The 17,758-nt window shown below is 67.6% G+C and carries 14 protein-coding genes; 8 read left to right on the forward strand and 6 right to left on the reverse strand.

Annotated elements, in window-relative coordinates:
- The first annotated feature begins 132 nt into the window (after positions 1 to 132).
- Positions 133 to 888, forward strand: coding sequence for a hypothetical protein (locus FHW85_RS17190; protein WP_168649056.1), 756 nt, complete (start codon positions 133 to 135; stop codon positions 886 to 888).
- Here the strand turns inward: FHW85_RS17190 and FHW85_RS17195 are convergent.
- Together FHW85_RS17195 and serA are read right to left on the reverse strand one after the other, a co-directional pair.
- Complete coding sequence (locus FHW85_RS17195) at positions 885 to 1,892, reverse strand: NAD(P)H-quinone oxidoreductase (protein WP_246866803.1); 1,008 nt, start codon at positions 1,890 to 1,892, stop codon at positions 885 to 887. The genes FHW85_RS17190 and FHW85_RS17195 overlap by 4 nt on opposite strands.
- A gap of 100 nt (positions 1,893 to 1,992) precedes the next feature.
- On the reverse strand, positions 1,993 to 3,225 hold the full coding sequence (serA, locus tag FHW85_RS17200; RefSeq protein ID WP_167252190.1) for a phosphoglycerate dehydrogenase: 1,233 nt from the start codon (positions 3,223 to 3,225) through the stop codon (positions 1,993 to 1,995).
- A 209-nt stretch (positions 3,226 to 3,434) separates the two neighbouring features.
- Between serA and FHW85_RS17205 the strand changes: the two genes are divergently transcribed.
- Both FHW85_RS17205 and pip read left to right on the forward strand, forming a co-directional pair.
- Complete coding sequence (locus tag FHW85_RS17205; RefSeq protein ID WP_168649057.1) at positions 3,435 to 4,817, forward strand: FAD-binding oxidoreductase; 1,383 nt, start codon at positions 3,435 to 3,437, stop codon at positions 4,815 to 4,817.
- Between the two features lie 45 nt (positions 4,818 to 4,862).
- A complete protein-coding gene (pip, locus tag FHW85_RS17210; RefSeq protein WP_168649058.1) occupies positions 4,863 to 5,819 on the forward strand; it encodes a prolyl aminopeptidase in 957 nt (318 codons plus the stop codon).
- 337 nt (positions 5,820 to 6,156) lie between these two features.
- Here pip and FHW85_RS17215 read toward each other — a convergent pair whose 3' ends face one another.
- The 4 genes from FHW85_RS17215 to FHW85_RS17230 form a co-directional block, all read right to left on the reverse strand.
- Positions 6,157 to 8,973, reverse strand: coding sequence for a lamin tail domain-containing protein (locus FHW85_RS17215; protein ID WP_168649059.1), 2,817 nt, complete (start codon positions 8,971 to 8,973; stop codon positions 6,157 to 6,159).
- Positions 8,974 to 9,514: 541 nt separating this feature from the next.
- Entirely contained in the window at positions 9,515 to 10,156 is a 642-nt protein-coding gene (upp, locus tag FHW85_RS17220) for a uracil phosphoribosyltransferase (protein WP_167252186.1), read from the reverse strand.
- Between the two features lie 123 nt (positions 10,157 to 10,279).
- Entirely contained in the window at positions 10,280 to 10,615 is a 336-nt protein-coding gene (locus tag FHW85_RS17225; protein WP_168649060.1) for a PsiF family protein, read from the reverse strand.
- 116 nt (positions 10,616 to 10,731) lie between these two features.
- Positions 10,732 to 12,228 (reverse strand): aminotransferase class III-fold pyridoxal phosphate-dependent enzyme, encoded by a 1,497-nt coding sequence (locus FHW85_RS17230; protein ID WP_167252184.1) that lies wholly within the window; start codon positions 12,226 to 12,228, stop codon positions 10,732 to 10,734.
- A gap of 298 nt (positions 12,229 to 12,526) precedes the next feature.
- Between FHW85_RS17230 and FHW85_RS17235 the strand changes: the two genes are divergently transcribed.
- From FHW85_RS17235 to FHW85_RS17255, 5 genes are all read left to right on the forward strand, one after another.
- Positions 12,527 to 13,453, forward strand: a complete 927-nt coding sequence (locus FHW85_RS17235; RefSeq protein ID WP_168649061.1) for an ABC transporter ATP-binding protein — start codon at positions 12,527 to 12,529, stop codon at positions 13,451 to 13,453.
- Positions 13,453 to 14,247: an ABC transporter permease gene (locus FHW85_RS17240; protein WP_168649062.1), complete on the forward strand. Its 795-nt coding sequence runs from the start codon at positions 13,453 to 13,455 to the stop codon at positions 14,245 to 14,247. Before FHW85_RS17235 ends, FHW85_RS17240 begins: the two co-directional genes overlap by 1 nt.
- A gap of 93 nt (positions 14,248 to 14,340) precedes the next feature.
- Positions 14,341 to 15,528, forward strand: a complete 1,188-nt coding sequence (locus FHW85_RS17245; protein ID WP_167252181.1) for a sensor histidine kinase — start codon at positions 14,341 to 14,343, stop codon at positions 15,526 to 15,528.
- Positions 15,528 to 16,688 carry a sensor histidine kinase gene (locus FHW85_RS17250; protein WP_168649063.1) on the forward strand — a complete coding sequence of 387 codons (1,161 nt, stop codon included), beginning with the start codon at positions 15,528 to 15,530 and terminating at the stop codon, positions 16,686 to 16,688. Before FHW85_RS17245 ends, FHW85_RS17250 begins: the two co-directional genes overlap by 1 nt.
- Entirely contained in the window at positions 16,685 to 17,287 is a 603-nt protein-coding gene (locus FHW85_RS17255; RefSeq protein WP_167252179.1) for a response regulator transcription factor, read from the forward strand. Before FHW85_RS17250 ends, FHW85_RS17255 begins: the two co-directional genes overlap by 4 nt.
- Positions 17,288 to 17,758 lie beyond the last annotated feature (471 nt).

Here is a 17,758-nt window from a genome sequence, read left to right on the forward strand (position 1 = left end):
GGGGTGGGCAGGCGCTTGCGATCGGCCGCGCCATGCGCTTTCAGAGTTCTTCAAGGCTTTTTCAGGCGTGTTTCAGGACTCGAACGCGCCGCCTGGCGAGGGTGCGGGAATCCCCGCCCATCGAGAGGCTACATGAAGACGCTCGCACCCATCCCCGCGCATGCACCCGTCGGTTTCGGCGACAGCCAGCTCTACCGGCTGCGCCGCGCGCTGGAACGCTGGTTCTACTTCGGCATGGCCTGGCTGGTGCTGCTGGTGGTGGGCTACGGCTTCGGCCGCGGCCTGAGCGAGCGGCTGCTGCACCCGGCGCAGCCGCTGCCGTGGATCCTGCACGTCCACGTGCTGGTGTTCGCGGGCTGGGTGCTGCTGTTTCTGGTGCAGGCCGGGCTGGTGAGCGGGCACGCGATACGCCTGCACCGGCGGCTGGGCCTGTTCGGCGCGGGCCTGGGCACGCTGCTGCCGGTGCTGGGCCTAGCCACCGCACTGGCGATGCGCCAGTGGCATGCGCGCCAGGGAGCGGTGCACGACGCCTTTCTGGCCATCTCCTTCAACGACATGCTGACCTTCGCGCTGGCCTTCGGCCTGGCGGTGCGCTGGCGGCGGCAACCGGAGTTCCACCGCCGGCTGATGCTGATCGCCACCTGCGCGCTGACCGTGGCCGCATTCGCGCGTTTCCCGCGCGCCCTGGTGCCGGCCAATACCTGGTACGCCTGGGTGGACCTGCTGATCGGGCTGGGCCTGCTGCGCGACCTTATCGTCGAAGGCCGCATCCATCGGGCTTATGCGATCGGCCTGCCGTGCGTGATGGCGGGGCAGGGGCTGGCGCTGTACCTGGCGTTCGCGGCCCCCGCGGGCTGGCTGGCGCTGCTGCACGCCATGCTGGACTAGGCCACCTTCAGCACGATCTTGCCGACGTGCTCGCCGCTTTCCATCAGCCGGTGCGCATCCTCCGCGCGCACCAGCGGAAACACCTCGTGCACCATCGGCAGGCAGCGGCCGGCGGCCAGCACCGGCCACACATGCGCGCGCAGGTCGTTGGCGATCTCCGCTTTCTCCGCGCCATTGCGCGCACGCATGGTGGAGCCGGTGACGGTGGCACGCTTGAGCACCAGCGCCTGCAGGTCGACCTGTTCCGCGTGGATGCCGCCGAGGAAGCCGATCACCACCAGCCGCCCGTCGCGTGCCAGCGCGGCCACGTTCCGCTCGAAATACGAGCCGCCCATGATGTCCAGGATCACATCCGCGCCATGCCCGTCGGTCTTGCTCAGCACGGCCAGCGCGAAGTTCTCTTCGCGATAGTTGATCGCCTCGGCGCCCAGATGCCGCACCACCGCGCATTTGTGCTCGCTGCCGGCGGTGGCGAAGGCGACGATGCCGAACTCGCGGCACAGCATCAGCGCGGTGGTGCCGATGCCGCTGGTGCCGCCATGGATCAGCACCCGCTCGCCCGGCACCGCGCGGCCGATGCGGAACAGGTTGGCCCACACGGTGAAGAAGGTTTCCGGAATGGCCGCGGCGTGGATCGAGTCGATGCCGTCGGGAATCGGCAGGGCTTGTCCCGCCGGCAGCACGCAGTACTCGGCGTAGCCGCCGCCGTTGGTCAGCCCGCACACGCGGTCGCCGAGGGCGAAGCCCTGCACGTCGGCGCCCAGCGCCACGATCTCGCCGGCAATCTCCAACCCCGGCGTGGGATGCGCGCCCGGCGGCATCGGATAGCGGCCCTGGCGCTGGATCACGTCGGGACGGTTCACGCCCGCCGCCTGCACCCGCACCAGCACTTCGTCGCGCGTCGGTTCGGGCAGGGGCACGGTGCGCGGTTGCAGCACGTCCGGCGGACCGGGCGTGTCGATGCCGATCTCGATCATCCGGTCCGGCAGGAAGACCTTGCTCATGGCGCGCGCATCCTTCCACGGGGTCCGCTTCGTTTACCCGGCGGGCGGTGAAAGACGCGTAAGGCGGCGCGTCTTCCGTTCAGCGGGACATGCCCGCGCGTCAGTACAGCACGCGGCTGCGCAAGGTGCCCGGAATCTCCGCCAGCCGGTCCTTGAGCGCACCGGCCTGCGCTTCGTCGGCCGACACGTCGATCACCACGTAGCCCACCTGCGGATCGGTCTGCAGGAACTGCGCGTCGATATTGATGTTGCCGGCGGAGAACAATTCGTTGATGCGCGACAGCACGCCCGGCACATTGCGGTGGATATGCAGCAGGCGGCGGCTGTTCGGGTGCTCCGGCAAGGTCACTTCGGGGAAGTTCACCGCCGACAGGGTCGATCCGTTGTCGCTGTAGCGCACCAGCTTGCTGGCCACTTCGATGCCGATATTGTCCTGCGCCTCCAGCGTGCTGCCGCCGATATGCGGGGTGAGGATCACGTTGTCCATGCCCACCAGCGGCGACACGAACGGATCGTCGTTGCCCTTGGGTTCCACCGGGAATACGTCCACCGCGGCGCCGGCGATATGGCCGCTGCGCAGCGCGGCGGCGAGCGCGTCGATGTCTACCACGGTGCCGCGCGAGGCATTGATCAGCACCGAACCCTTGCGCATCTTGGCAAGCTCCGTGGCGCCGATCATCAGCTTGGTCGACGGCGTTTCCGGCACGTGCAGGGTCACCACGTCGGCGCGTTCCAGCAGGTCGTCCAGGCTGCCGGCGGCGCGCGCGTTGCCCAGCGACAGCTTGGTCTCGATGTCGTGGAAGATCACGCGCATGCCCAGCGATTCGGCCAGCACGCCGATCTGCGTGCCGATATGGCCGTAGCCGACGATGCCCAGCACCTTGTCGCGCGCCTCGAAGCTGCCGGCCGCGGACTTGGTCCAGCCGCCGCGGTGGCACAGCGCATTCTTCTGCGGGATCCCGCGCAACAGCATGATCGCCTCGGCGATCACCAGCTCGGCCACGCTGCGCGTATTGGAGTAGGGTGCGTTGAACACCGGCACGCCCTGCACCCGCGCGGTTTCCAGGTCCACCTGGTTGGTGCCGATGCAGAAGCAGCCCACCGCGATCAGCCGGCGCGCCTGTTCCAGCACGTCGGCGGTGAGGTGGCTGCGCGAACGGATGCCGACGATATGCGCCTCGGCGATGCGCGCTTTCAGTTCCGCTTCCGGCAGCGACTTCTCGTGGAATTCGATCTGGCTGTAGCCGGCGCGGCGGAACACGTCCACGGCGCTCTGGCTGACGCCTTCGAGCAGGAGGACCTTGATGTCTGCTTTCGGATACGAGGTTTTCATGGGCCGCCGGGCATGTATGGGGGGTACGGGAATAGGGAATAGGGAATAGGGAATGGTAAAAGCGCGGCGCGACAAGCTCGTAGGGCGCTGCTTTTACTATTCCCGATTCCCTATTCCCGATTCCCGCCAAAGCCACACTATGCGGCAGCGCAGCACTGGACCGCAACGGCTGCGGCTGGCAGGCTGGGTGACTCGTTTACGGAGTCGCCATGACCGCATCCGCTCTCGCCGACCTGGCCGCCCGCCTGCCCGAATTGCGCCTGCTCACGGAGCCGGCCGATCTGGAGCACTACGGCCGCGACTGGACCCGCCGCTGGACGCCGGCCCCGCTGGCCATCGCCCTGCCGGCCACGGTGGAAGAGGCCCAGGCCGTGGTGCGCTGGGCCAACGAGCATGGCGTGGCGCTGGTGCCCTCGGGCGGGCGCACTGGCCTTTCCGGTGGCGCGGTGGCCGCGAAGGGCGAGCTGGTGCTGAGCCTGGAGCGCATGAACCGCGTGCTCGGCTTCGACCCGATCGACCGCACTCTCACCGTGCAGGCCGGCATCGCGCTGCAGGCCGTGCACGACGCCGCACGCACGCACGGGCTGATCTATCCGGTCGACTTCGCCGCGCGCGGCTCCTGCTCCATCGGCGGCAATATCGCCACCAATGCCGGCGGTATCCGGGTGATCCGCTACGGCAATACGCGCGAATGGATCGCGGGCCTGAAGGTGATCGCCGGCAACGGCGAGCTGCTCGAACTCAATCGCGGCCTGATCAAGAATTCCAGCGGCTACGATCTGCGCCATCTCACCATCGGCTCCGAGGGCACGCTGGGCATCGTGGTGGAAGCCACCCTGCGCCTGGCCGAGCCGCCTCCGCCTTCGCAGGTGATGCTGCTGGCGCTGCCGGACATGGCCGCGCTGATGCAGGTGTTCGCGTTGTTCCGCGCGCGGCTGAAGCTGCAGGCTTTCGAATTCTTCACCGACGTCGCGCTGCGCCACGTGCTGGCGCACGGCGCGCAGCCCGCGCTCGACGGCGAGCATCCGTTCTACGTGGTCACCGAATTCGACGCCGCCGACGAAGCCGCGCAGGACGCCGCCCTGGCCGCGTTCGAGCACGGCGTCAACGAGGGCTGGATCGCCGACGGCGCGATCGCGCAGAGCGAGGCCCAGGCCGCCGCGCTGTGGCGCCTGCGCGAAGGCATCACCGAAAGCCTGGCGCCGCACAAGCCCTACAAGAACGACATCTCCCTGCGCATCGGCGCGCTGCCGGCTTTCCTGGACGAGATCCAGGCCCTGCTGGGGCAGGCCTATCCGCACTTCGAGGTGGTGTGGTTCGGCCATATCGGCGACGGCAACCTGCATATCAATGTGCTCAAGCCCGAAGGCCTGGCCGATGCCGAGTTCATCGCCCAGTGCGAGCAGGTGACCAAGCTGCTGGCCGAAGCGCTCAAGCGCCATGGCGGCAGCATCTCGGCCGAACACGGCATCGGCCTGGTGAAGAAGGCGTATCTGGAGAGCACGCGCAGCGCGGCGGAAATCGCGCTGATGCGGGGCGTGAAGCAGGTGTTCGATCCGAGCGGCATCCTCAACCCCGGCAAGCTGTTTTAGGGGCTTGCGGTATCCTCGGCGCTTTGAATCGCCGGAGATGCCCGCATGACCCAGCCACGCCGCCAGCTGTACCCCGAGATCGAGCCGTTCGACAGCGGCATGCTCAAGGTGTCGGAGCTGCACACGCTGTACTACGAGCAGTGCGGCAACCCGAACGGCAAGCCGGTGGTGTTCCTGCATGGCGGCCCCGGCGGCGGCATCAATCCCAATTACCGCCGCTTCTTCGATCCCAAGGCCTACCGCATCGTGCTGTTCGACCAGCGCGGCTGCGGCCAGTCCACGCCGCATGCGGAGCTGACCGACAACACCACCTGGCATCTGGTGGCCGATATCGAGCGCATACGCGAGCATCTGGGCATCGATCGCTGGCAGGTGTTCGGCGGCTCCTGGGGTTCGACGCTGGCGCTGGCCTATGCGCAGACGCATCCGGACAAGGTCACCGAGCTGGTGCTGCGCGGCATCTTCATGCTGCGGCGCTGGGAGCTGGAGTGGTTCTACCAGAAGGGCTGCGACGCGCTGTTCCCGGATGCCTGGGAAAGCTATCTGGAAGCGATTCCCGAAGCCGAGCGCGGCGACCTGATGAGCGCCTACCATCGCCGCCTGACCAGCGCCGATCCGAAGGTGCGCGTGGAAGCGGCGCGCGCCTGGTCGGTGTGGGAAGCGGCCACCAGCCATCTGTACCAGGACCCGGCGCATATCGAATCCAGCGGCGAGGACGAATTCGCGCTGGCGTTCGCGCGCATCGAATGCCATTACTTCGTGCATGGCGGTTTCTTCGAGCACGACGACCAGCTGCTGCGCAACGTCGAGCGCATCCGCAAGATTCCCGCGGTGATCGTGCAGGGCCGCTACGACGTGGTGTGCCCGATGCGCAGCGCCTGGGACCTGCACCGTGCGTGGCCGGAAGCGGACCTGCGCGTGGTGGCGGACGCGGGGCATTCGGCGCTGGAGCCGGGGATCGCGCATGAGCTGCTGGAGGCGACCGACCGCTTCCGCCACTAATGCTCGTCATTCCGGCGCAGGCCGGAATCCAGTAACGATACCGTTTGATTGTCGCGAAACTTTAAAGGCGCTTTTTGGGCGCTCACGCTTGCCCGAGCGCGTCGCTACTGGATTCCGGCCTGCGCCGGAATGACGGCGGTAGGTAGGGCGGAAGCCACGTGTGCGGTTGGCCATTCTGTCGGCCACAAAAGAAAAAGGCCACGCCCTTCGCCGGGCGTGGCCTTTCCGTTATTGCCGGCGGCATAGGTTGGGGTGAGCGCAGCGAACCCCAACATCGACCACCGTCACGCGTATCGCATCGCTGGGGTTCGCCTGTGGCTCACCCCAACCTGCATTTTCAGTGCTGCTTGCCGTGGCCGTCGTGGCCGTCGTGGCCATCGTGGCCATCGTGGCCATGATCGTGATCGCCATGCGGATCGAACATCGCCGGCGCGAACAGGTCGAGCACGAAGCCGTCGTGGTCCGAGGCGCCGATCGCCTTGGTCCAGTCCGGGGCGTTCGCGGCGTCGGCTTCGGTCTGCGCGGGTGCGTCGAGGTCGGCGCGGCCGTACTGCATGTGCAGGAAGCGGAACTGCGCGGCGCGGTTCAGCAGGGCATGGTCGAGCACCTGCACGGTCGGCACTTCGCGGCCGGAGTTGCCGCTGCCGGCCTGCGTATAGCCCTGGATCTCGCCGAAGTTCTCGGTGAACAGGAACGAGTAGCGATCGTTCTCCGGCACCGATTCCACCGCGTTCCACAGCGCCGGGCGCACGATGTTCTGGCCCAGCTTCAGCTGGTTCTCGCTGTCCTTGTACTTGCCCGAGATCAGGCCGACCACGTCCACCCAGCCATCGCTGAACTGGTAGGCGTTGAAGTCGCCCACCACCAGCAGCGGCTGCGAGGGATAGCGGGTCTGCAGTTCCTGCACCTGCTTGGCCAGCGATACCGCCTGCGTGTAGCGCTTCAGGCGATCGCGCACGGCGGTGGCGTTGTCCTTGTCCACATTGGTGCGGGCCTTCGGGTGCGCCGAGATCACGTGGAAGCGCATGCCGCGCACTTCGGCCGTCAGCAGCAGCGGCGGATGGTCGTGGACGAACGCGGTGCTGCCGTTGTCGTTCCAGGTTTCGTCCGCGCCGAGCTGGCGCACCGACTGCACGCGAATGCCGCGGTCGGCGCGCACCAGGAAGCCGACGTTGATGCCGCTGGGGTCATGGCCCGGCAGCAGGTAGGCGTCGTACTTCACCGGATAGTCGTCGCCCAGCTGCTTGGCCAGGCCCTGCAGCACCGCCAGGCTCTTCACCTCTTCGGTGGACAGCACGTCCGGCAGCTTCAGCACGCTGCCGACATAGGCCGACAGGCGGCGGGTCTTCAGCGCCACCTGGTCCGGCGTCGGCTCCTTGCTGTCGCCGCTGCAGGTGAAGGTGGTGTTGAACTCGCTGTCGCAGAAGCGCTCCATGTTGAACGCGCCGATGCGCAGCGCGAACGGCGGCTTCGGCAGCACGGGGCGCGGCATCGGCGCGGCGCGCTTCACTTCGATCCTGATCGGGATGAAGGTGTAGGCGCCGAAGTCGTACGAGATGATGCCCTCGGCACGGAAGGTGGTGCCGGCGACGAACGGGGTGTTGACCGGCACGGCGCCGAAGTCGTCGGTGTTCATCTTGAACACTTCCGGATTGCCGCTCCAGTTGGGCAGGCTGACGCCGGCCGGCACCGGCACGCCGAAGCGCACGCCCGGCTGGCGCAGCGAACGCTTGCCGTTGGCGGTGATGCTCACCTCGGCGAACGGCTCAGTGCTGAAGCGCTTGTTGCCCGTGTTGATCATGCCGTCCTCGATCACCACGCGCATGCCCACGAAGCACTGGAAGTTGGTGGCGCCGCAGGACAGCTGGTTCGGATCGGACGACGGCGTGCGCGCACCGAAGATCACCGCCTTCGGCAGCCGCGCGCCATGTGCGGTCACGGTGACGGTGGCGTTCTTCAGTTCCGTCAGGTGGTAGTAGTTGTCGACCTTGGCGGCCACGTCCACCACGTCGCCCACGGCGACCGCCGGCTTGGACGAGGTGAACACGTACACGCCGTTGGAGGTGAGCGGATCGGCATCCACGCGGTTGTCCGGCGTCTGCATGGTGAAGCCGGCCGGGCCCACCGCGGTGACGATGTTGCCGCTGGTGATCACCGACTTGCCCAGCAGCGGCGAGCTCTGCTCGCGGCCCTGGATCTGCCAGATTTCCGCGGCGACCGGGATGTCGTACAGGATCGCGCCGATCGCGCTGTCGCGCGCCAGCGTGGCGCCGCCGGTGACCTGGTCGAGCTTGACCAGGAAGGCCTTGTCCGGCGAGCCGGTGTTGCGGCCGTGCACCACCACGTTGAAGCTGGCCTGGGTCTGGCCCGCGGCGATGTTCAGCGTGGTGTCGACGGCTTCGTAATCGCCGGCGGCGACGGTGGCGCTGTCGTCCTGGGTCGCCGCATGCACGCTCACGCCGCCGGCCGGGGCCGGCTGGTTGAGCGTGACGGTGAACGGCATGGTGACGTTGGCGGCGCCGTGCACGGTGGCGCTGGAGTCGGCGATCGACAGCGACAGGTTCATCACCGCGCAGGCGCTGGCGGCGTTGTGCGGCGCGGTGGGCGTGACCACCACGAAGTCGGACTGGTTGTCGCCGGTGTTTTGCGGCAGGCCGGCGCCATTGGTCTTGCGGCCGTAGCCCTTGTCCGCATTGGTGCTGCCCAGCGAGGTCAGCGGCGTGCCGGCCTTGTAGGCGGAGCCGGCGGAGAGGCCGACCTGGTCGACCAGCTGGCCGCTGGCGTCGAGCAGGGCCAGGCCGCCGTCGTCGGTGACGCCGGTGCTGTATTTCAGGTCGCCCGCGACGCTGCCGGAGTAGCCGCCGCTCGCGCTGTTGGTCAGCAGCAGGTGGCAGCCCGGCGCGATCGACGTGCCGCTGGGGAAGGTCAGGCGCGTGCCGGTGGTGCCGCTCGCGTTCGATGCATTGAATTTGTAGCCGGAGACGTCCAGCGCGGTGGCGCCAGCGTTGAACAGTTCGACGAATTCGTCATTGCCGCCAGCGGGGCCGCGGACGCGGAACTGGCTGATGCTGAGGTCGGCCGCCTGGGCGGTGGCGATCGACGCGATTGCTAGCAACGCGGCCCATAGGGCGCGCCGGGCGTGCTTTGCTTCCATTGACCCACTCCCTTGTTGAAGGATCCGGATGGATCCTTCCGGGGAAAATAGCAATTTATTGCGACAGAATTGCTAATGGGGGTCTCAGTAGGGAGGGTGGGGCTGGCGCCCCGGGGGCTCGTCATCCCGGCGTAGGCCGGGATCCAGTAGCGACTAGGTGTGGTTGTCGCGACTTGGCCGCTTATGCAGCGGGCATTTCGGACGCCTGCCGGCGCCCGAGTCACTTTCTCTTTGCTGGCCCAAAGAGAAAGTAACCAAAGAGAAATGGCCTCAAGTCAAAGGCTCGCGACGCGACTAGAAGGAGCGGTGGGCGGCTGCGGTAACTTGATTAACCTGGGTCTACACGAAACCACAGTGCGTTTACGTAACGCGTACTTCAACGTGCCGTGGCCGAGAGGACGTTCAAGGAACGAGGCCAGCTTTGGCTCTTCGTTCCTGCCTACCTCACCACTACACCCCTCTCCCCTCCGGGGAGAGGGCAGGGTGAGGGGCCGGGGCTCGCCCAGATTTTTATTGAGCAAAAGCGTTCGCGGTTTTCCTTTCAACCCGCTGGCAGCTGCTTGGTGCCGAAAATCTTGTCGCCCGCATCGCCCAGGCCCGGCAGGATGTAGCCGTGTTCGTTGAGGTGGTCGTCGATGGCGGCGGTGTAGATCTCGATGTCGGGGTGGGCGGCCTCGATGCGCTTCAGGCCTTCCGGTGCCGCGACCAGGAACAGGCCTTTGATGCGTTTGCAGCCGGCGGCCTTGAGCATGTCTACCGTGGCGACCAGCGTGCCGGCGGTGGCGAGCATGGGGTCGACGATCAGGGCGATGCGTTCGTCCATGCGGCCGGTCAGTTTTTCGTAGTAGGCGATGGGCTTGAGGGTTTCCTCGTCGCGCTGCAGGCCGACCACGCTCACCTTCGCCGCGGGGATCAGGTCGAGCACGCCGGGCAGCATGCCAAGGCCCGCGCGCAGGATCGGCACGATGGTGATCTTCTTGCCCTTGATCTGATGCACAGTCAGCGGACCCGCCCAACCGTCGATGTGCTTGTCCACCGTCTCCAGGTCCTTGGTCGCCTCGTAGGTGAGCAGGGCGGCGACTTCGGAGGCGAGTTCGCGGAATTCCTTGGTGCTGATGCCGGCGCGGCGCATCAGGCCGAGCTTGTGCTGGATGAGCGGGTGGCGGACTTCGACGAGCTTCATGGGGCGTCCTGCTTGGCGGAATGCGGGGATTATGGCGCAGCGGGAATGATTCGTTTCCCCCAAAAAGCAAAGGCGCCGCTTCCTCGAAGCGGCGCCTTGCGGCGATACACCGGTGCAGGAGTTTTACGGGCTCGCCGCGGCGCCGCCGCTCAGACACGAGCTCATGAACTTTTTGCGGTCGTCGCCCTTCAGGGTCTTGGCTTTCGTATCCGCATTGCAGGCCTTCATCTTTTCCTGCTGGGTCATCTTCGCCGGTGCAGCGGCTTCGCCCTTCAGGCAGCTGCTCATGAAGGCCTTGCGCTCGTCGCCCTTCTTGCCGGTCGCCTGCTTGTTGCAGTCGGCCATGCGCTGCTGCTGCGGGGTCAGTTCCTTCTTGGCCTGCGGGGCGGCGAAAGCGGTGGCGGAAACGGCGAGGGCCAGGGCGAGGCTGGCGGCGGTCAGGCTGAAACGCAAGAACATGCGGGTACCCTCCTGGAATGGACCGGCGAGTGCCGGTGGGCGCAAGTCTATGCCGCTTGCCGCGCTTGGGTAGAGGGGGAACGCCGGGCTCCGCGCCCGGCGTTCATGCGGCAAGCTCAGGCCGCTTCGGCCTTCAGCTTGCGTGGGCCCTGCTGCAGCGCCTGGCGCACGTGGGCGACCACCAGGTCCACCTCGGCGCTGGTCACCTTGAAGTGCGGGGTGAAGCGCAGCGAGTTGACGCCGCCGTGGATCACGCCGACGCCGCGCTCGCGCATGTATTCCTCGATCGAACCCGCGCCGTAGCACTTGAACTCCGCCGACAGCTCGCAGGAGAACAGCAGGCCGGTGCCCTGCACCTTGGTGATCAGGCCGCCGAGTTCGCCCTTCAGCGCGTTGAGCTTGTCGACGAATTCCTTGCCGCGCTCGCGGATGTTGGCGCGCACCTCGTCGTTGAGCTCGTGCAGCGTGGCCAGCGCCACGTCCAGCGCGCGCGGGTTGGCAGTCATGGTGTTGCCGTAGATGCCCTTGCGGTACAGGCCGGCGGCGCGCTCGTTCACCGCCAGCACCGACAGCGGATACTGGCCGGCGTTGAGCGCCTTGGAGAAGGTTTCCATGTCCGGCGCCGGCAGCTTCTCGAAGCCGGGATAGTCGGTGAGCGACAGCACGCCATGCGCGCGCAGGCCGGCCTGGATCGAATCGATCAGCAGCATCGAGCCGTGCGCTTCGGTGAGTTCGCGCGCGGCCTTGTAGAACTCCGGCGTCACGGCGCGGCCGGGATCGCCTTCGCCCATCACCGGTTCCAGGAACATCGCCTCGATGAACCAGCCGTGGCGGTCGGCATCGGCGAACGCGGCTTCCAGCTGCGCCACGTCGTACGGCGCCACCGTGATCAGCGTGTCCTCGTGGCGATAGCTGGCCAGGTGCTGCTGGTAGGTCTTGCGGGTGGAATCCGAATACAGCGCGGGTTTCTCAGTACGGCCGTGGAAGGCGCCCTTCACCGCGAGGCGCTTGATGGTGCGCCCGGCGTAGCGTGCGCCCGGCTCGGTCATCGCCTTGGCGTTGACGTCGGCGATGCGGCAGGCCAGCGAAACGGACTCGGAACCGGAGTTCAGGCACAGGTAGCGCGCATACGGATTGCCGCCGCGGTGGCGGCCGAGCTCGCGGTCCAGCGCCTTGGCAAAGCGCATCTGCGAGACGTTCGGCGTCATCACGTTGGCCATCACCTGCGGACGGCTCATCGCCGTGCGGATCGCCTCGTTGTTGTGGCCGAAACCGAGCATGCCGTAGCCGCCGTTGTCGTGGATCACCGCGCCCTTCAGCGTGACCACCCACGGGCCGCGCGCGGCGGCGGGCAGATAGCGGTTGATGCCGTCGTCGGGATAGAAATTGACGAAGCCCGCCTGCGCCACCTGCAGCTGCTCGGCTTCGTCGAGCTTGAGGAAGTCGGCCAGCTCCGCGCGCAGCGCGCGATGCTGTTCGAGCGCTTCGCCGATGGCCTGCGCCAGTTCGGGGTGGCTGGCGGCGAAGCGTTCGACGGTGGCGTCGTCCAGGCCGGTGGTCTGCGGCGCGCCGCCGAAATCGCGCAATTCGCGCAGCTGATCGATCACACCCATGATGACTCCTCCTCAAGGTACGCAAGCGCCGTTGGGGATGGCGCTTCCTGCCAACATCGCGATGAATGCTTTGGCGGGAGCCGATGACGATCATCTTGCGGCGATCGGAAACTCCCGCTCAGTCGAGCGCGCCGCGCATGTTTCTGCGCCAGCGATTCACCGAGGATAACCCGCCTTCGTCAGCGCCGTAACCCCGGGGGGAGGGGCCGGATGACGGCTGTCACGTGCGCGGGCTGACGTTGGCGAATGCCCGCCAGCCCTTGCGATGCCTAGCATTCCGGGCAAAGGAGGGAAACCCATGAACACGAATGCTTCACCCATCGCACGCCTGTCGTCCGTGGTGAAACGCTACGGCAATCACACCGCCGTCGACGGCCTGGATCTGATGCTGCATCGCGGCGAAATTTTCGCGCTGCTCGGCCCCAACGGCGCCGGCAAGAGCACCACCATTTCGATGCTGCTCGGCCTGGTGCGGCCCGATGCGGGCCGCGTCGAACTGTTCGGCGAAGATCCGCAGCAGCTCGTGGCGCGCCGCCGCATCGGCGTGATGCTGCAGAGCGCGGCGCTGCCGCCGACCTTGCGCGTCGGTGAGCTGCTGCGGCTGACCGGCAGCTATTACCCGGCGCCGCGCGACCTGCACGAAACGGCGGAACTGGCCGGCGTCACCGACTTGCTGAAGCGTCCTTACGCCGCGCTTTCGGGCGGACAGCAGCGCCGCGTGCAGTTCGCGCTCGCGCTGTGCGGCCGCCCGGAGCTGCTGTTCCTGGACGAACCCACCGTCGGCATGGACCTGGAAGCGCGCCAGAAGCTGTGGACCGCGGTGCGCCACCTGGTCGCCGAGGGCGCCGGCGTGGTGCTCACCACGCATTACCTGGAAGAAGCCGAAGCGCTGGCCAGCCGCGTCTGCGTGATGGCGCGCGGACGCGTGCTGAGCGAAGGCAGCGTGGACGACCTGCGCGCACGCGTGGCGCTCAAGCGCATCCGCTGCATCACCCGCCTGCGCGCGGCCGACGTCGCCGCCTGGCCGGAAGTGGCCGAAGCGCGCGACGAAGGCGAACGCCTGTGGCTGTCCACCGACAGCGCGGAGATCGTGGTGCGCCGCCTGCTCGACGCCGACGCGCAGCTGGGCGAACTGGAAGTCCAGCGCGCCGGCCTGGCCGAAGCCTTTACCGAGCTGACTCGCGCCGCCGAGGCGCCCACCGAAGACAACCGCGAGGCCGCCTGATGAACGCCGTCTCTTCCGCCATGCCTGCCGCATCCGCCTCGCGCGAGATGGGTTTCAGCCGGGTGCTCGGCGCCTACCTGCAGGAAGCGCGCGCCGAATGCCTGCGCTATCTGCGCAACCCGGGCTTCATGATCCCGACCCTGATCCTGCCCACCGCGTTCTATCTGATGTTCGGCATTCTGATCGGCCGCGCCAACGGTCCCGATGCACCGCGCTATCTGCTCGCCGCATATGGCACCTTCGGCGTGATGTCGCCTGGCCTGTTCGGCTTCGGCGTGGCCTTGTCGATGGAGCGCGACAACGGTCTGCTGACCTTGAAGCGCGCCTTGCCGATGCCGCCGGGCGCGTATCTGCTGGGCAAGGTGGTGATGTCGATTTTCGCGGCGGCGGTGGTGTCCTGCATCCTGGTGCTGCTGGCCACGCTGGTGGCCCATGTGCAGCTGTCGGCGGCGCAGACGGCCGGGCTGTTCGCCACCAACCTGTTCGGCGCGCTGCCGTTCTGCGCGATGGGCCTGATGCTGGGCATGTTCATCAAGGGCACCGGCGGGCCTGGCATCGTCAACCTGATCTACCTGCCGATGGCTTTCATGTCGGGCCTGTGGTTTCCGCTGTCGCTGATGCCCAAGGCGGTGCAGCAGATCGCGCTGGTGCTGCCGCCGTATCACCTCAACCAGGTGGCGCTGAACGTGGTAGGGCTGGGGCAGGAACCGGTGTGGCCGCACGTGGCGGCGCTGGCGGCCTTCACGGCGGTGTTCCTGGCCATCGCCGTGCGCCGCCTGCGGCGCCACGGTTGAAGTAGCATGCGAAGGGCTGCGCAACCGCCGGTTGCGCAGCCGGATGCCATGAAGACGTTCGTTGTCACGCGACCTGCGGGGAGGGTCACCGCCATGCTCCAACTGCTCCGCTCCTGGCTGACGCCGGCGCCGGATTCGCGCGTCGCCGCGATCCAGCGCCAGGGCAAGTCGGTGTGGGCCGAGGGCGTGCACCTGCTGTGGTCGGTGTGGGTGTTCATCACGCCGGCCATGGGCAGCCACTACGACCTCCGGTGGGTGCTGCTGACCCTGCTGTCGTATCCGCTGTTCCTGCTGATGTTCGCCAAGTCGATGCTCGCCTCGCGCCGGGTCGCCCCGCGCTACGCGCTCGGGCTGGTGGCGATGAGCATCGCGCTGGCGCCGTGGTACCCCAGCGGCATGGCGTATTTCATCTACGGCTGCGTGTCGTACAGCATGGCCAGCGCCAAGCGGGTGGGGCCGCTGCTGCTGCGCCTGATGCTGGTCAACGTGGTCTATGTCGCGGTGGCCAGCACCGTGGGTTATCCGTGGCAGGCGCTGGTGTCGGTGCCGTGCATGACCATCATCATCGCCATCATCACCCACGTCGAACGCATCGCGCACGAGAAGGACGCAGCGCTCAAGCTGTCGCAGGAAGAAGTGCGCCGGCTGGCCGCCACCGCCGAACGCGAGCGCATCGGCCGCGACCTGCACGACCTGCTCGGGCATACGCTTTCGCTGATCACGCTGAAGCTGGAGCTGTCGCGCAAGCTGTTCGACCGCGATGCGGACGCGGCCAAGCGCGAAGTAGCGGAAGCCGAGCGCGTCGCGCGCCATGCCCTGGCCGAAGTGCGCTCAGCGGTCACCGGCATCCGCGCCACCGACCTGGCCGCGGAACTGGCCTCGGCGCGCCTGCTGCTGGAGTCCTCCCGCGTGCACCTGGATTACGTGGCGCCGCCGGCCGATCTGCCGACGGAGATCGAGCGCGGCCTGTCGCTGGTCCTGCGCGAGGCGGCCACCAATATCGCCCGGCATGCGCATGCGAGCAAGGCGCGGATCGAGTTCGAACGCGACGCCTACACCTTGCGCCTGCGCGTGAGCGACGACGGCCGCGGCGGCGTGGGCGAGGACGGCAACGGCCTGTGCGGCATGCGCGAGCGCGTGCGCGCGCTGGCCGGGCATCTGACCATCGAATCGCCGCGCGGCCGCGGTACCGTGCTGCTGGTCACCGTGCCCCTGCCGCAGCCGAAGCTGCTGCCCACCGCCGCGCCGGAAACGGCGCCGCGCCAGCCGACGCGCGTGTGATGCGCCTGCCGTTCCAGCCCGCGCCGGATTCGCTGTACGTGCAGCTGCGCTCGCCGGTATTCATCGCGCGCTCGGCGCTGGGCCAGGCGGCGTGGATCGTGATGCTGCCGCTGATCCCGCTGGGCCTGCTGGGCTTCGCCTGGTCGTGGTTCGCGCCCACGCTGCTGAGCGTGCTGGTCTTTCTCTATCTGCACCTGCACGTGTATTTCGGGCCGCCGCAGCGCCTGTCCTGGTACGTGGCGGGCATGGCGGCGATGGGGCTGGGCCTGTGGATGGTCAATCCCATGGGCTTCGGCTATGTGATCACCGCCTGCACGGCCTTGTCGGCCACGCCGAACTTCCGCCTGTGGCTGCGCGGCGTCGCGCTGTTGACCGTGCTGTCCATGACGATGGCGTGGCTATGGGTGGATGCACCGCTGTGGATCATGCTGGTGGTGGTCGTGGCCGGCGTGCTCGGCGGCCTCAGCAACTTTCACTACATCAACAACCTGCGCAAGGACGCCGACCTGCGCCTGTCGCAGATCGAAGTACGCCGCCTGGCCACCCTGGCCGAGCGCGAACGCATCGGCCGCGACCTGCACGACCTGCTCGGCCATACCTTGTCGCTGGTGGCGATCAAGTCCGAGCTGGCGCGCCGCCTGGCGCTGGAAGATCCGCCGCGCGCCCAGCAGGAAATGAGCGAAGTGGAGCGCGTCGCGCGCCACGCGCTGGCCGAAGTGCGCGCGGCCGTCACCGGCATGCGCCGCAGCGACCTGGCCTCGGAAATCATTTCCGCGCGGCTGATGCTGGAAGCCTCCGGCGTCAGCTTCGAAGGCGAGTGGCCGGAAGGCATCGCGCTGCCTGCCGCCGTCGAGGCGCCGCTGTCCCTGGTGCTGCGCGAGGCGGTCACCAATATCCATCGCCACGCCCGCGCCACCGCGGCGAGCGTGCGTTTCGTCCATGACAAGGCAAGGTTCCAGATGCAGATCAGCGACAACGGTTGCGGCGGACTCGCCGCGCACGGCAACGGCGTCAGCGGCATGCGCGAGCGCGTGCGGTCACTGGGCGGCAGCCTGGAGATCGACTCGCCGCGGCGGCACGGCACCACCTTGCGCATCGACGTGCCGCTGGCGAAAGCCGCCGTGGCCGCCCCGCGGGGCCTGCCGGAGGGCGCCGCATGATCCGCGTGCTGCTGGCCGAAGACCAGGCGATGGTGCGCGGCGCGCTGACGGCGCTCTTGAATCTGGAATCGGATATCGAGGTGCTCGGTTCCGCCCCGGACGGCGAGGCGGCGTGGCGCGAAGTGCAGCGCCTGAAGCCCGACGTGCTGGTCACCGATATCGAGATGCCCGGCATCACCGGCCTGGAACTGGCGCAGCGCATCCAGCGCCACGAGCTGCCGATGAAGGTGATCATCGTGACCACCTTTGCGCGTCCGGGCTTTCTGCGCCGCGCGCTGGATGCGGGTGTGTCCGGTTATCTGCTGAAGGACGCGCCGGCGGAAAACCTCGCCGAGGCGCTGCGCATGGTTCACCGCGGCGGCCGCGCGATCGATCCGCAGCTGGCGCTGGAAGCGTGGTCCGAAGCGGATCCCTTGAACGACCGCGAGCGGCAGGTGCTGCGCCTGGCGGGCGAGGGGCAGTCGGCGAGCGAGATCGCCGCGCAGCTGAATCTCTCGCACGGCACGGTGCGCAATTATCTTTCCGAAGCGATCGGCAAATTAGGCGTGGCCAATCGCATCGAGGCGTATCGCCTCGCGCGCCAGAAAGGCTGGCTGTAAGAATTATTCGTACGCATTAAAAAAGTGCTTGCACGAATAATCTTGCTCGCGTAATGTTCGCGCCTCGCCAATACCGGCGACAAGCATTAACTGAAAAGGCCAGGATCAAACCATGTCGTTCCACGTCATTCACCGCCAGCTGCCCTCGCGCGATCGCCGCGGCGCGCTGCCGTGCGTGCGGACGAAGGAAGGCCGTTTCATCCACACCGACTGATCCCACGCTTGCGCGGAGATCGGTCACCCCGATCTCCCGAGGCAAGGCGAACGCCCTCGGGTCCATACCCGGGGGCGTTTTGTTTTCGGCGTTCGCAAGGAAGCGTTCATGCACCGAAAGGTGATGACGGCACTGATCATCGGAAGACCACTTCCGCCCTGAAGCATCCGGCCGCGCCCCGGCCGAGGCAGGGGCGGCCGCGAGCGGCGCTCAGGATGCGCTGTGCCTTGATGCTTCGGCACGGGCGGACGGGTGAT

It is taken from the genome of Dyella sp. SG609, from assembly GCF_012275375.1.
Lineage (GTDB): Bacteria > Pseudomonadota > Gammaproteobacteria > Xanthomonadales > Rhodanobacteraceae > Dyella_D > Dyella_D marensis.

Excerpts from the sequence above, each read along its gene's own strand:
- FHW85_RS17190 (WP_168649056.1), top strand. The coding sequence starts at position 133 with ATGAAGACGCTCGCACCCATCCCCGCGCATGCACCCGTCGGTTTCGGC.
- FHW85_RS17195 (WP_246866803.1), bottom strand. The coding sequence starts at position 1,892 with ATGAGCAAGGTCTTCCTGCCGGACCGGATGATCGAGATCGGCATCGAC.
- serA (WP_167252190.1), bottom strand. The coding sequence starts at position 3,225 with ATGAAAACCTCGTATCCGAAAGCAGACATCAAGGTCCTCCTGCTCGAA.
- FHW85_RS17205 (WP_168649057.1), top strand. The coding sequence starts at position 3,435 with ATGACCGCATCCGCTCTCGCCGACCTGGCCGCCCGCCTGCCCGAATTG.
- pip (WP_168649058.1), top strand. The coding sequence starts at position 4,863 with ATGACCCAGCCACGCCGCCAGCTGTACCCCGAGATCGAGCCGTTCGAC.
- FHW85_RS17215 (WP_168649059.1), bottom strand. The coding sequence starts at position 8,973 with ATGGAAGCAAAGCACGCCCGGCGCGCCCTATGGGCCGCGTTGCTAGCA.
- upp (WP_167252186.1), bottom strand. The coding sequence starts at position 10,156 with ATGAAGCTCGTCGAAGTCCGCCACCCGCTCATCCAGCACAAGCTCGGC.
- FHW85_RS17225 (WP_168649060.1), bottom strand. The coding sequence starts at position 10,615 with ATGTTCTTGCGTTTCAGCCTGACCGCCGCCAGCCTCGCCCTGGCCCTC.
- FHW85_RS17230 (WP_167252184.1), bottom strand. The coding sequence starts at position 12,228 with ATGGGTGTGATCGATCAGCTGCGCGAATTGCGCGATTTCGGCGGCGCG.
- FHW85_RS17235 (WP_168649061.1), top strand. The coding sequence starts at position 12,527 with ATGAACACGAATGCTTCACCCATCGCACGCCTGTCGTCCGTGGTGAAA.
- FHW85_RS17240 (WP_168649062.1), top strand. The coding sequence starts at position 13,453 with ATGAACGCCGTCTCTTCCGCCATGCCTGCCGCATCCGCCTCGCGCGAG.
- FHW85_RS17245 (WP_167252181.1), top strand. The coding sequence starts at position 14,341 with ATGCTCCAACTGCTCCGCTCCTGGCTGACGCCGGCGCCGGATTCGCGC.
- FHW85_RS17250 (WP_168649063.1), top strand. The coding sequence starts at position 15,528 with ATGCGCCTGCCGTTCCAGCCCGCGCCGGATTCGCTGTACGTGCAGCTG.
- FHW85_RS17255 (WP_167252179.1), top strand. The coding sequence starts at position 16,685 with ATGATCCGCGTGCTGCTGGCCGAAGACCAGGCGATGGTGCGCGGCGCG.